The sequence below is a fragment of the Proteus columbae genome (genome assembly GCF_002777965.1).
GTDB classification, from domain to species: Bacteria; Pseudomonadota; Gammaproteobacteria; order Enterobacterales; family Enterobacteriaceae; genus Proteus; species Proteus columbae.
Window position 1 is genome coordinate 14,552 of sequence record NZ_NGVR01000028.1, and the last position, 14,395, is coordinate 28,946.

9 protein-coding genes are annotated in these 14,395 nt (G+C 39.4%); 8 read left to right on the plus strand and 1 reads right to left on the minus strand.

The window, feature by feature from the left end:
- Positions 1-21: 21 nt before the first annotated feature.
- The 7 genes from CBE70_RS14545 to CBE70_RS14575 all read left to right on the plus strand — a co-directional run bounded on the left by CBE70_RS14545 (position 22) and on the right by CBE70_RS14575 (position 9,462).
- A complete protein-coding gene (locus CBE70_RS14545; RefSeq protein ID WP_100159882.1) occupies positions 22-3,783 on the plus strand; it encodes a nitrate reductase subunit alpha in 3,762 nt (1,253 codons plus the stop codon).
- Positions 3,783-5,336, plus strand: a complete 1,554-nt coding sequence (gene narH, locus CBE70_RS14550; RefSeq protein WP_100159883.1) for a nitrate reductase subunit beta — start codon at positions 3,783-3,785, stop codon at positions 5,334-5,336. Before CBE70_RS14545 ends, narH begins: the two co-directional genes overlap by 1 nt.
- Complete coding sequence (gene narJ / locus CBE70_RS14555; RefSeq protein WP_198585727.1) at positions 5,336-6,061, plus strand: nitrate reductase molybdenum cofactor assembly chaperone; 726 nt, start codon at positions 5,336-5,338, stop codon at positions 6,059-6,061. Before narH ends, narJ begins: the two co-directional genes overlap by 1 nt.
- Positions 6,058-6,735, plus strand: coding sequence for a respiratory nitrate reductase subunit gamma (gene narI, locus CBE70_RS14560; RefSeq protein WP_100159885.1), 678 nt, complete (start codon positions 6,058-6,060; stop codon positions 6,733-6,735). The genes narJ and narI overlap by 4 nt, the downstream gene beginning before the upstream one ends.
- A gap of 374 nt (positions 6,736-7,109) precedes the next feature.
- Positions 7,110-7,733 carry an isochorismate family cysteine hydrolase YcaC gene (ycaC, locus tag CBE70_RS14565; protein WP_100159886.1) on the plus strand — a complete coding sequence of 208 codons (624 nt, stop codon included), beginning with the start codon at positions 7,110-7,112 and terminating at the stop codon, positions 7,731-7,733.
- 115 nt (positions 7,734-7,848) lie between these two features.
- The gene (locus tag CBE70_RS14570; protein ID WP_100159887.1) at positions 7,849-9,045 is read left to right on the plus strand and encodes a lactate oxidase; all 1,197 of its coding nucleotides are present in this window, start codon (positions 7,849-7,851) and stop codon (positions 9,043-9,045) included.
- Between the two features lie 195 nt (positions 9,046-9,240).
- Positions 9,241-9,462 (plus strand): hypothetical protein, encoded by a 222-nt coding sequence (locus CBE70_RS14575; RefSeq protein ID WP_100159888.1) that lies wholly within the window; start codon positions 9,241-9,243, stop codon positions 9,460-9,462.
- A 352-nt stretch (positions 9,463-9,814) separates the two neighbouring features.
- Here CBE70_RS14575 and eptB read toward each other — a convergent pair whose 3' ends face one another.
- Positions 9,815-11,506: a kdo(2)-lipid A phosphoethanolamine 7''-transferase gene (eptB, locus tag CBE70_RS14585; protein WP_100159890.1), complete on the minus strand. Its 1,692-nt coding sequence runs from the start codon at positions 11,504-11,506 to the stop codon at positions 9,815-9,817.
- Positions 11,507-12,036: 530 nt separating this feature from the next.
- Here eptB and fdhF point away from each other — a divergent pair.
- Positions 12,037-14,181 (plus strand): formate dehydrogenase subunit alpha, encoded by a 2,145-nt coding sequence (gene fdhF / locus CBE70_RS14590; RefSeq protein ID WP_100159891.1) that lies wholly within the window; start codon positions 12,037-12,039, stop codon positions 14,179-14,181.
- Positions 14,182-14,395: the final 214 nt, after the last annotated feature.

A 14,395-nucleotide genomic window follows, 5' to 3' on the forward strand; every position in this document is an offset into this window, starting at 1 on the left:
CGCGCATTGGGAGAATATCTGATGAGTAAGTTTCTCGATAGATTCCGCTATTTCAAACAACTTGGTGATACCTTTTCAAAGGATCATGGCCAAGAGCTAAATGTTAACCGCGATTGGGAAGATGGTTATCGCAGTCGCTGGCAACACGATAAAATTGTTCGTTCTACTCACGGTGTAAACTGTACCGGCTCTTGTAGCTGGAAAATTTACGTCAAAAATGGGTTAGTCACATGGGAAACCCAACAAACAGACTACCCGCGTACACGTCCTGATTTACCGGATCATGAGCCTCGTGGTTGTCCTCGTGGTGCAAGCTATTCATGGTATTTATATAGCGCGAACCGCGTTAAATACCCAATGGTACGCAAACGCCTGATTAAATTATGGCGTGAAGCAAAAGCACAACATAGCGATCCCGTTGATGCATGGGCTTCTATTGTTAGCTCGCCAGAAAAAACCAAAAGCTATAAGCAAGCGCGTGGGCGTGGTGGTTTTGTTCGCTCTTCATGGTCAGAAGTGAATGAAATCATTGCAGCTTCTAACGTGTTTACAGCAAAAGAGTTTGGTCCTGATCGTATTATCGGTTTCTCGCCAATTCCTGCCATGTCGATGGTGTCATATGCGGCGGGTGCACGTTATTTATCGCTTATCGGTGGTGCGTGTTTAAGTTTCTACGATTGGTATTGTGACTTACCACCAGCTTCTCCAATGACTTGGGGCGAGCAAACAGACGTACCAGAATCAGCAGACTGGTATAACTCTTCTTACCTGATTGCATGGGGCTCTAACGTACCACAAACGCGTACTCCAGATGCTCACTTCTTCACAGAAGTTCGCTACAAAGGCACGAAAACTGTTGCGGTAACACCTGATTACGCTGAAATCGCGAAACTCTGTGACCAATGGTTAAACCCAAAACAAGGTACTGATAGCGCGATGGCAATGGCGATGGGACACGTTATTCTTAACGAATTCCATGTTAAACGCCAAACTGAATATTTTAGCAACTATGTGCGCACTTACACTGATATGCCAATGTTGGTGATGTTAGATAAACACGACTCAGGCAAGCTTGTTGCAGGTCGTATGTTGCGTGCTTCCGATTTAGTGAACAATCTCGATCAGGAGAAAAATCCAGAGTGGAAAACCATTGCCATTGATGAGAAAACACAGCAATTGGTTGCTCCTCAAGGTTCGATGGGTTTTCGTTGGGAAGGCGCAGCTAAATGGAATCTTGAGCCTAAAGACGGCAAAAGTGGCGAAGATGTCACTTTACAATTAGGCCTTTTAGATAATCACGATGATATTGTTGATGTGGCATTCCCTTACTTTGGTGGGATCAAAAGTGAATACTTTGAAGGTGTTGCTCTTGATGATGTGATTGTTCATAAACTGCCTGCTAAGCGTATTACACTTGCGAGTGGTGAAGAGAAATACATTACAACTGTCTATGATTTATTGTTAGCCAACTATGGTGTTGATCGTGGCTTAAATGATGAAAACTGTGCGTCAAACTACGATGAAATCAAAGCATATTCACCAGCATGGGCTGAAAAAGTCACTGGTGTAAGTCGTCAAGATATCGCTCGTATAGCTCGTGAATTTGCGGATAACGCAGAAAAAACACATGGTCGTTCTATGGTGATTGTGGGAGCAGGTATTAACCACTGGTATCACATGGATATGACTTATCGTGGCATTATCAATATGCTGATTTTCTGTGGTTGCGTTGGTCAAAGTGGTGGTGGTTGGGCACACTATGTTGGACAAGAAAAACTGCGTCCACAAACTGGTTGGTTGCCATTAGCCTTTGGTCTTGACTGGCAGCGCCCGCCTCGCCATATGAACAGTACGTCATTTTTCTATAACCACTCAAGTCAGTGGCGTTATGAAACCGTATCACCAACAGAGTTGTTATCGCCACTAGCGGATAAATCTCGCTTTAGCGGTAGTTTGGTCGATATGAACGTGCGTTCAGAGCGTATGGGGTGGTTACCTTCCGCACCGCAATTAAACTTAAACCCATTGTCTATTGCGAAAAAAGCGCAAGAAGCGGGTATTAGTGCCGCTGATTACACCGTTAATGCATTGAAATCAGGTGAAATCCGCTTTGCTTCAGAGCAACCTGATAACCCACAAAATTTCCCTCGTAATTTATTTATCTGGCGTTCTAATTTGTTAGGTTCGGCGGGTAAAGGACATGAATATTTACTGAAATATCTGCTGGGTACTGAAAACGGTCTGCAAGGTAAAGATTTAGGCGAGCAAGGCCAAGTTAAGCCACAAGAAGTGGAATGGCAAGATAAAGGCGGTGAGGGTAAAGTTGATTTAGTCGTAACTTTAGACTTCCGTATGTCAAGTACCTGCCTATTCTCAGATATCGTTTTACCAACAGCTACATGGTATGAAAAAGACGATATGAATACTTCGGATATGCATCCATTTATTCATCCATTAACCGCTGCGGTCGATCCTGCTTGGGAGTCCAAAACCGACTGGGAAATCTATAAAGGTATCGCTAAAACCTTCTCTAAATTGTGTGTGGGTCATTTAGGCGTTGAAACTGATTTAGTGACATTGCCTATTCAGCACGACTCCGCCGCTGAAATGGCACAACCTTTCGATGTAAAAGATTGGAAAAAAGGCGAATGTGACCTTATTCCGGGTAAAACAGCACCACACCTTATTCCTGTTGAGCGTGATTATCCTAATACTTATGCACGCTTTACCTCACTTGGCCCTCTAATGGATAAATTGGGAAATGGCGGTAAAGGGATCAGTTGGAATACACAAACTGAAGTCGATTTCCTGAAAAAACTTAATCGTGTTCGTCATGACGGTGCGGCAAAAGGGCGCCCAGCAATTGAAACGGCAATTGATGCAGCCGAAGTTATTCTTTCTTTAGCACCTGAAACTAACGGTCAAGTGGCTGTAAAAGCGTGGGATGCACTAAGCAAAGTGACAGGACGCGATCACACTCATTTAGCTAAAGTAAAAGAAGACGAAAAAATCCGTTTCCGCGATATCGTTGCTCAACCTCGTAAGATCATTTCAAGTCCTACATGGTCTGGTCTTGAAGATGAGCATGTCTCTTATAACGCTTGTTATACCAACGTTCATGAGATGATCCCTTGGCGTACTTTAAGTGGTCGTCAGCAGTTGTATCAAGATCACGAGTGGATGCGTGCTTATGGTGAAAGTTTAGTGGTCTATCGTCCACCTATTGATACTAAAGCCATTGATGCGGTTAAAGGTAAAAAACCAAATGGTTTCCCTGAGAAAGCGCTGAACTTCCTGACGCCTCACCAAAAATGGGGTATTCACTCAACATATAGCGATAACTTACTGATGTTAACGCTCGGTCGTGGTGGCCCTGTGGTTTGGTTGAGTGAAGATGATGCTAAAGAGATGGGAATTAGTGATAACGATTGGGTTGAAGCATACAACAGTAATGGCGCGCTAACGGCGAGAGCGATTGTCAGCCAACGTATTCCTGATGGCATGATTTACATGTATCACGCACAAGAACGCCAAATAAATCTGCCGGGATCTGAAATAACAGGAATGCGTGGTGGTATTCATAACTCTGTGACACGTGTTTGCCCTAAACCAACCCATATGATTGGTGGATACGCTCAGTTGGCTTATAGCTTTAACTATTACGGCACTGTTGGCTCTAACCGTGATGAGTTTGTTGTGGTGCGTAAAATGAAACAGATTGATTGGCTTGATGGTGAAGGTGATGCTTATCAACAGACCCTGAATGGACAGGAGAAGGCATAATGAAAATTCGTTCACAAGTCGGTATGGTACTGAACCTCGACAAATGTATCGGTTGCCATACCTGTTCAGTAACCTGTAAAAATGTTTGGACCAGTCGTGAAGGTGTTGAATACGCATGGTTCAATAACGTTGAAACAAAACCAGGAACAGGGTATCCACAAAATTGGGAAGACCAAGAGAAGTGGAAAGGTGGCTGGATCAAAAATATCAAAGGTAAGTTAGTACCAAGAATGGGCAACCGTGTTGGTCTATTATCTAAAATTTTTGCCAACCCAGATGTCCCTGCATTAGATGATTACTATGAGCCATTTGATTATGACTATGAGCATTTAAAAAATGCACCAGAAGGCTCTTTACCAACAGCGCGCCCTCGTTCGCTGATCACTGGTCAGCGCATGACCAAGATCGAAAAAGGCCCAAACTGGGAAGACGATTTAGGTGGCGAATTTAGCAAACGTGCTGCGGATAAAAACTTCGCCAATATGCAAAAAGAGATGTATGGGCAGTTTGAAAATACATTCATGATGTATTTACCACGTTTATGTGAACACTGCTTAAATCCTGCTTGTGTGGCGACATGCCCAAGTGGTGCAATTTATAAACGTGCTGAAGATGGCATTGTACTTATCGACCAAGATAAATGCCGTGGATGGCGCATGTGTTTAACCGGATGCCCATACAAAAAAATCTACTTCAACTGGAAAAGTGGTAAGTCAGAAAAATGTATTTTCTGTTATCCACGTATTGAAGCTGGTCAGCCAACACTGTGCTCAGAAACGTGTGTAGGACGTATTCGTTATCTGGGTGTGATGCTGTATGACGCAGATAAAATCTCACAAGCCGCCAGTGCGGATAATGAAAAAGATTTATACCAAAGCCAATTAGATATCTTCTTAGATCCGTTTGATCCTGAAGTGATTGTAGCCGCAGAAGAGCAAGGTATCCCACTAAGTGTGATTGATGCAGCGCAGCGTTCACCTGTTTACAAAATGGCGGTGGATTGGAAATTAGCATTACCACTGCACCCTGAATATCGCACCTTGCCAATGGTTTGGTATGTGCCACCTTTGTCACCTATTCAATCTGCTGCTGATGCGGGCGTGTTACCACATACAGGCGTCCTGCCTGATGTAGAAAGCTTACGTATTCCTGTTCAGTATTTAGCAAATTTACTGACAGCTGGGGATACAGCGCCTGTGTTATTAGCACTAAAACGCATGTTAGCGATGCGTCATTACAAACGTGCTGAAACCGTAGAAGGCAAAACAGACTTAAGCGCATTAGAGCAAGTGGGTTTGACTGAAGCGCAAGCACAAGAGATGTATCGTTATCTGGCTATTGCAAATTATGAAGATCGCTTTGTTATTCCATCAAGTCATCGTGAACTGGCAAGAGAAGCTTTCCCAGAACGTAATGGTTGTGGTTTTAGCTTTGGTGACGGTTGTCATGGCAGTGATAGCAAATTTAATTTGTTTAATAGCCATCGTATTGATGCGATTGATATCACATCAAGAACACCTCAGGATGAACGCCGTTCAGAGGAGAAAATATAATGATCTCTCTGAAAGTCATTTCTCACCTCTTAGATTATCCCACACAGGAGTTGTGGGATAACCGAGGCGAACTTATCGATGCATTACAGGAAGCTGATGAGCTTCCGGTGACTCAAGTTGCAAAATTAATGGCGTTTATTCATGCGTTAACGCAACAAAAGTTGTTAGATGCACAAGCCAATTACAGTGAGCTTTTTGATAGAGGTAGAGCAAGATCATTACTGTTATTTGAACACGTTCATGGTGAGTCTCGCGATCGTGGTCAGGCAATGGTTGATCTGCTCAATCAATATCAACAAGCGGGGATCACATTAAGTAGTCGTGAACTCCCTGACTATTTGCCGACTTACCTTGAGTACTTAACGCTTTTACCTACAACCGAATGTATTGAAGGGTTAAATAACATTGCGCCTATTTTGGCGCTGTTAGGTGAGCGTTTAAAACAACGAGGCAGTGATTATCACGCGCTCTTTGATGTGTTGCTCTGCCTTTCACAAAGTGGATTGGAAGCATCACAACTAACTGCTCAAGTCGAAAAAGAGCCTTTAGATGATACACCTGCTGCATTAGATGCTGTGTGGGAAGAAGAACAAGTGACGTTTCTTGGTGAAGGAACGCAATGTGGTAGTGGCAAAATCAGCCAACATCAGCGTCGTTTTGCACAAGAGACAGCAGTTCAATATCTCAACGTGGGGAATTCGTTGGATACGGGAGCACAAAAATGAATTACATCAATATGTTATTTTTTGATATCTATCCCTATATTGCTGGTGCCGTTTTTATTATCGGTAGCTGGTTACGCTACGACTATGGTCAATATACATGGCGTGCCGGCTCTAGCCAGATGTTAGACAAGAAAAACATGCGGCTTGCTTCTAACTTATTTCATGTAGGGATCCTCGGCATTTTTGCTGGTCACTTTCTGGGAATGTTAACACCACATTGGATGTATGAATCTTTCTTACCAATTGAATATAAGCAAATTATGGCGATGGTAGGTGGTGGTACTTGTGGGGTGTTAATGCTGGTTGGGGGCGTGATGTTATTAAAACGCCGTTTAACCAATCCACGGGTAAGGGCTACATCATCATTTGGTGACATCATGATCTTAACGCTTTTGGTTATTCAAGTTGCGTTAGGTTTACTGACTATTCCATTCTCTGCACAACATATGGATGGTAGCGAAATGATGAAGCTGGTGGCTTGGGCACAATCTATAGTGACCTTCCACGGCGGTGCTTCAGCAAACCTTGAAGGCGTTGCATGGGTATTTAAATTGCATATTTTCTTAGGAATGACGATTTTCTTATTGTTCCCATTCTGTCGATTAGTTCATATTTGGAGCGTGCCAGTTGAGTACTTAACACGCCGCTATCAAATTGTGCGTAACCGCCATTAATTGATACCCATCTCCTGATAGTAAGTTAGAGACCTTTTAGTTGCGCTTATCTCACCCCCGCCCGCGGGGGTTTTTTTACCTCTTTTTCTCCCCAAAACTTCAACAAATTTTTTGAATGGTTAAAACAATAATCTTTAGATTCATTTAAGAACGATCGTACTTATAATTCTTTTTAGCGAAATAAATGAATTTATATAAACCCGTGAAGAATTAATTAAATATCGTGATATTTAATTAAACTTAAACATTGAAAATATATTTCTTATTATTAATAAATATATCGAAATGTAAATCAGGCAAATATAAATATTGTAATTTGAATTTAGTGCTATGATTTAATTGAGCCTTACAATATTAAACTATTGGAGATTATTATGAGCTTTAAATACCATCGTGTTGACAAAGATAATGCCGCCGTTCTTTTGGTAGACCATCAAGCTGGATTACTCTCTTTGGTAAGAGATATCGAGCCAGATAAGTTTAATAATAATGTTCTTGCATTAGCGAATGCGGCAAAATATTTTAATTTACCTACCATTTTAACCACTTCTTTTGAAGATGGTCCTAATGGCCCTCTAATGCCTCAGCTCGTCGAAATGTTCCCAGATGCTCCTTATATTGCCCGCCCAGGTCAAATCAATGCATGGGATAACGAAGATTTCGTAAAAGCAGTTAAAGCCACAGGTAAAAAACAACTGATTATTGCGGGTGTTGTGACTGAGGTTTGTGTTGCATTCCCTGCATTATCAGCACTTGAAGAAGGTTTTGAAGTCTTTGTTGTAACCGATGCTTCAGGAACATTCAATGCTATTGCTCGTGACTCTGCGTGGGATAGAATGTCAAAAGCAGGGGCACAATTAATTAATTGGTTTGGTTTAGCTTGTGAGTTACACCGTGATTGGCGTAATGATATCGAAGGGCTAGGAACATTGTTTGCTAACCATATTCCAGACTATCGTAATTTAATGACTAGCTATAATACTTTAACAAAAAAGTAAGCGGTTAATTTAAGTTTTATCTAAAAATAGGGCTTATATTATTTTCGACAAGTATAGTTTAATTTAAATTTATTAAATTATAGATATAATCCCTTAATTAATAAATGGATCAAAAATGAAAAGCAAAATATTAAAAACAACCGCTATTGCGATGGCATTGAGCGTGGGTGTTGTACAGGCAGCTGAATATAAAGCAAGTACTGCTGAAGGCCCAATTAAAATCGTTAACTTAAAAGCCATGGAAGCACAAGTTCAAGCGAATATGGAGAAAGGCGCATTCGGCTATATTCGTGGTGGCGCTGAAGACGAAAATAATTTACGTTCAAACACGACTGCATTTGATAAAAAATATATTATGCCTCGTTCATTACAAGGCATCGAATTTTCTGACATAAATCTAAAAACAGAATTTCTAGGTATTAAATTAGATACGCCTATTATTCAGGCACCGATGGCAGCTCAAGGGCTTGCACATCAACAAGGCGAAGTTGCCACAGCAAAAGGTATGGCGAAAGCGGGTTCTATTTTTTCATTAAGTACTTATGGTAATAAAACCATTAAAGAAGTGGCTAATGCTCAACCGGGTTATCCTTTCTTCTTTCAGTTATACATGAGTAAAAATGATGCCTTTAACGAGTATATTTTATCTCAAGCAAAACAGTATGGCGCTAAAGGTATCATTATGACTATCGACTCTTCAGTGGGTGGTTATCGTGAAGATGACGTGAAAAATAATTTCCAATTCCCATTAGGTTTTGCCAATTTAGAAGCATTTGCAAAAATCAGTGATGATAAATCGAAGACAGGTAAAGGTGCAGGTATTAGCGAAATTTATGCTCAAGCTAAACAAGCCTTCACACCCGCAGATATTCAGTATGTGAAAAAAATGTCTGGCTTACCTGTGATTGTAAAAGGTATCGAATCACCTGAAGATGCAGATACTGCTATTAAAGCGGGCGCAGATGCAATTTGGGTGTCTAATCACGGTGGTCGTCAATTAGATAGCGCACCAGCAACGATTGATGTATTACCAGCCATTGCAAAAGTGGTGAACAAACGTGTACCTATCGTCTTTGACAGTGGCGTGCGTCGTGGTTCACACGTATTTAAAGCATTAGCCAGTGGTGCAGATGTTGTGGCTGTTGGTCGCCCAATTCTTTATGGATTAAATTTAGGGGGCGCTGAAGGTGTTAATTCAGTTATCCAACATTTAAATAAAGAATTAAAAATTAATATGATGTTAGGTGGCGCAAAAACTGTAAAAGATATTCAAGCAACACCTCTTTATACTGATGCAAGTTTTAATAAATAATTAAATACGTATTAAAAAATAAAATAAACCGCACTTAAATTAAATGTTAAGTGCGGTTTTTAATTCCCATTTAAACTATAACTTAAAATAATATAATGATGTTTTTAATAAAATTAATAAATTTTTATTTTTTTGACTTTTATATAAAAGAGAATTAATTTTACAGGGATATTTTATAATCAAGGAAAATTATTAATGGATAATGTAGGACAAGACTTTGGCCTTATAGAGCGTGATGAAATAAAAAATAAACATTACCCAATCGTGGATACTATAAAAGTAAATATTGCTCCTTCAGGTACTCTATATACAGATATTAAAAATCAAACGAGTAAGTCTTCATTTGGGCATGTCTGGGTAGAATTTAGGGGTGAGTCAATAGGCTGGGGTCTTGGTGATACCAAAATGGAAGGATAGCCGTCATACTGAAATTTCAGATATTGTATTTAATACTCATATTTCTTCCCAACAAAATAATACCCTACCTAATAACGGTGACTTATGGTTATCAAGCAGTAGGTACTGAATATTTTTTAGGACGTGATATACCGTTGGATTTTGAAAAAGCGAAATTTTATTATAAGAAGGCTGCTGAATTAGGATGTTATGAATGTCAATATTATATTGACAACTGGGATGGAGTTGTAAAGTTAAAAATGAAAGATTTAAAAATAGAAAAATAAAACAACATATATACTTATGATAATAAAAACCCCATGCTTGAGATTGAATTGAGCATGGGGTTTTGTCTATTGGTTATTACGAAAATTTAATTTTGGGTTGATGGTATATCACCAAAACAGAGGTTATTTTGATTATTAATGCCACCATCATGTGATGAATAACCCAAGCAACCTAACATCGAATCAAAAATATTGTGATGATAGAACGTGCGCTCTTGTTCTTGATTGCGTTTTAGATTATCAAATAATTGCTTATTTTCAGGCTCTGCTAAATAGCTATCTGACATCCACACTAAAAAAGGCACTTTAAATTGCTCTGGTGGAGCAATTTCTTTTGGTGTGCCGTGTAAGCCACCTTTTTCTGAAATAGATTCACCGTGATCGGAGGTATAAAACACTATCGCTTTTTTATCGCGTAATGTGTCAAGAATACCATCAATAAAGTAGTCGGTATAAAGAATAGAGTTATCATAAGCATTTACTAACTGCTCTTTAGTACACTCATCATCCACATTTAAACATTCAGGTTGGTATTTTTTGAATGATTCAGGGTAACGTTGTGAATACATAAAGTGAGAGCCTTTAGTATGCAAAATAACCAAATGATTTCCATTTGGATGCTGAGAAACCGTATTAGCCGTTTCAGCAATTAATAAGGTATCATCAAGCTCTTTACCAAAATTGCTATTTTTTGCAGTCATCATCTCTTTCATTGCGTAGTTATTTAAATCAAGTTTATTGTAAAACCACAACTCGCTTTGCATTGAGAACAGCTCTGATGACATACCTAGTTGGCTTAATACTGAGAAAATATTGTTCTCTTTTAATGTCCGTTGATCATTACTTTCTGTTCCGTTTTCTCGTACAAACATACATTTTAAAGAGAGCTTGGTTGCGGTATCACAAGATATACCTTTAAAGGCAACAAGATTTTTCTCTTGGCTTAATAGAGGATTTGTTTGACGTTCATATCCTAACAAGCCCATATGATCCCATCTTGCTGTTTCACCAATAATAAAGACAACATATACATCTTCATTAGCCTTTGAGGGCTGATAAGTGAAGTGATCGGCAGGATTAAAAATATTTTGGTTATTAAACGTATCGTCATACTGCGTTATTGCATATTGAAATAATGGGATAATCCAGTTTGTAGGTAAATACGCATAACTTAATCCACCACTATAGCTTGGCAGATCCAAGTTATTTTTTATTTCATAGGCTTTTTGTTTTGAATCAAGAGTTTTTAAATAGGCAAAAACGGCCAGTGCAATCACAAGCATTTTGGCGGTATTTTTTATCCAGATTTTTTTCTTTTGTTGCGTAGTTAGATTTTTCTCTGGTTTTTTACATCGCCAAATAAGAGCCAATGGCAAAATAGATAAGCCAATAATCCAAATAATCACATTTGGGCTAACTAGCTCTTTAGATAAATCTGTATCCGTGGTTAATGTTGAAATGATAATGCCGTATCCAATGACGACATCATAAAAAGAAATATAATAACTTGCACAAACACTCACGACGAGAATAAAAGAAGCCACTATTTTAAAGAATAGAGAGCCAAAGAAAGAGAGTAGTCGTAATAGAAAGAAGGTAAAGGCAATGTTAACGGCAACTTCGCCTAGAATATATAATGCATCAATGAGGGAATTGTTTGTATTCTGTGTGCCGTATCGGCCAATGTAAACGGAAAGATTAAGGAAAAAACCAAGATAGACAGCTAAAAAAAGGGCAATATTTTCTTTCGAAAACCTTAAAAACTTTAATTTTTGCATGTTCAGTTATTATCAGTTTATATGGTGTAGAGGTCTTTAAGACCGCGAAGTTGTTTTCAGGTTCAATATTATGTTCTTTTTTTATTGAAGTTTAAAAATTTTTTATTTGAATTATATTAATATCAAAATTATTAATTTTAAATAGTTCTACTAGATAGGAATATTGATAGAAATATTAGAAGGTTGTCATCATTATATACGGCAAGATCCCGATAAAGGCAGATAAGAATGTGTATTTATTATTTTGATTTTGCAGATAAAATGAATAAGTATTATTACGTTATAAGCGTTAATGTATAACGAATTTTGATAGAAATACAAATCGACATAAATATCGTCATTAGTGTCGAGCACTTCCTACTACTTTAGTTGCCATTGTTTTCTTACTCATTCAACGGATTTTATTTCTCTTTATTTTTCATTGTGTTGTAGAAAAATGAAAAAACGTGCTTATTTGGCACACTCTCTGCATAGATAGAGGAGAAGATCAGGTAATAACCTGAAAGTTGATGAACACAGGAGCAATGTTGATGAAAAAAGTCATCACGGTCTGTCCGTATTGCGCCTCAGGATGCAAAATCTACCTGAAGGTGGAAAACGGTAAAATCATTGGCGCTGAAGGAGCCAATGGTTTAACAAACCAAGGTGAGCTGTGTCTGAAAGGGTATTATGGATGGGATTTTATCCATGATACTAAGATACTGACTCCACGTCTTAAAACACCAATGATCCGTCGTGAAAGAGGCGGAAAATTAGAATCGGTTTCTTGGGAAGAAGCGATTGAGTTTGCGAGTAGCAAGCTTCTTGCTATCAAAGAGAAATACGGTGCTAAATCTATTATGACAACCGGCTCTTCACGAGGCCCGGGTAACGAAGCTAACTTCGTTATGCAGAAATTTGCTCGTGCAGTTATCGGAAATAATAATATAGACTGCTGTGCTCGTGTCTGACACGGCCCTTCGGTTGCAGGTCTGCAGCGTTCGGTCGGTAATGGTGCTATGAGCAACTCAATCGTTGAGATTGAGGATACCAAATGTCTATTTGTCTTCGGCTATAACGCCGCAGACTCGCATCCTATTGTTGCTCGCCGTATTGTTAAGGCGAAAGAAAAGGGTGCCAAAATTATTGTATGTGACCCTCGTTACATCGAAACAGCACGTTTAGCCGATTTACACTTAGGCTTAAAAAATGGCTCTAACATTGCGCTATTAAATGCAATTGCGCATGTGATTATTGAAGAAGGATTGCATGATAAATCCTTTATCGAAAATCACACCGAGCAATTTGAAGAATACTGTAAATTAGTTGAAAGCTATACACCTGAATCAGTTGAAGAAACCACAGGTTTAAGTGCTCAAATTATTCGTGAAGCTGCACGTATGTACGCGAAAGCAGAAACAGCAACAATTCTTTGGGGAATGGGTGTAACTCAATTCTACCAAGGTGTTGAAACGGTACGTTCACTGACTAGTTTGGCATTATTAACGGGTAATTTAGGTAAAAAATACGTTGGGGTTGGCCCTGTTCGTGGTCAAAATAACGTACAAGGTGCGTGTGATATGGGAGCATTACCTAACACACTGCCGGGTTATCAATACGTTACTGACGAAAAAGCGCGTGAGAAATTTGCTAAATTCTGGGGCATTGAATCCATGCCTGATGAAGTGGGCTATGCGTTAAGTGAAGTCCCACATAATATCGATCACGGCTTATTAAAAGCTCACTATGTAATGGGTGAAGATCCGCTGCAAACTGAGCCTGATTTAGCAACAATCCGTAGAACGTTTGAAAAACTAGATCTACTGATAGTGCAAGATATCTTTATGACCAAAACAGCAGCTATTGCTGACGTTATTTTCCCTGCAACATCATGGGGTGAGCATGAAGGTGTTTATACTGCGGCAGACCGTGGCTTCCAACGCTTCTATAAAGCTGTTGAACCTGTTGGCGATGTAAAAACAGACTGGCAAATTATCAGTTTGATGGCAACAGCAATGGGTTATCCAATGCATTACAATAATACCAAAGAAATTTGGGATGAGTTGCGTGAGTTATGCCCAATTTATTATGGTGCGACTTACGAAAAAATGGCGGACTTGGCTTATATTCAATGGCCTTGTCCAACAGAAGATAGCCCAGGTACACAATATCTGTACGAAGGTGGTAAATTCGATACTCCTAACGGTAAAGGTCAATTCTTTACTTGTGATTGGGCACCACCAATTGACAAACTGTCTGATGAATTCCCAATGGTACTGGCAACTGTCCGTGAAGTTGGACACTACTCTTGCCGTTCAATGACAGGTAACTGTAAAGCATTGGCGGCGTTGGCTGATGAACCGGGTTATGTTCAATTAAACACCGAAGATGCCAAACAGTTGGGTATTAAAGATCAAGAGTTAGTTTGGATACGCTCTCGTCAAGGTAAAGTCATTACGCGTGCTGCGGTCAGTGATAGACCGAATAAAGGCGCGGTATATATGACTTACCAATGGTGGATTGGTGCTTGTAACGAACTGGTTGCAGAGAACTTAAGTCCAATTACCAAAACACCTGAGTATAAGTACTGTGCAGTATGTGTTGAGCCAATCAAGGAGCAGGCTCAGGCAGAACACTATGTGAAAACGGAATATAGCAATATTAAACGTCGTTTAAGAGAAGCCGCCGAGGGTTGATCTTCGTCTGATTAATATTGTATTTCTGCCTTAGAACCGAGTTTATTGACCTTTGCGTCAGTAAGCTCGGTTTTTTCTATATAGTTCTTACTTAATTGTGATTTTCTCCCCCTTCGCCCATCGTTAAAAATGTCTTTTTATTTGTCTGAATATTCACCATGCGTTAGCTCACAATAAAAAAAGTAACATGTGACTTTTAACGTAATCCGTTTCT

What these genes read in the sequence shown, in the direction of transcription:
- eptB (WP_100159890.1), bottom strand. Translation starts at nt 11,506, where the DNA reads ATGCAAAAATTAAAGTTTTTAAGGTTTTCGAAAGAAAATATTGCCCTT.
- CBE70_RS14575 (WP_100159888.1), top strand. Translation starts at nt 9,241, where the DNA reads ATGGATAATGTAGGACAAGACTTTGGCCTTATAGAGCGTGATGAAATA.
- narJ (WP_198585727.1), top strand. Translation starts at nt 5,336, where the DNA reads ATGATCTCTCTGAAAGTCATTTCTCACCTCTTAGATTATCCCACACAG.
- narH (WP_100159883.1), top strand. Translation starts at nt 3,783, where the DNA reads ATGAAAATTCGTTCACAAGTCGGTATGGTACTGAACCTCGACAAATGT.
- CBE70_RS14545 (WP_100159882.1), top strand. Translation starts at nt 22, where the DNA reads ATGAGTAAGTTTCTCGATAGATTCCGCTATTTCAAACAACTTGGTGAT.
- narI (WP_100159885.1), top strand. Translation starts at nt 6,058, where the DNA reads ATGAATTACATCAATATGTTATTTTTTGATATCTATCCCTATATTGCT.
- CBE70_RS14570 (WP_100159887.1), top strand. Translation starts at nt 7,849, where the DNA reads ATGAAAAGCAAAATATTAAAAACAACCGCTATTGCGATGGCATTGAGC.
- ycaC (WP_100159886.1), top strand. Translation starts at nt 7,110, where the DNA reads ATGAGCTTTAAATACCATCGTGTTGACAAAGATAATGCCGCCGTTCTT.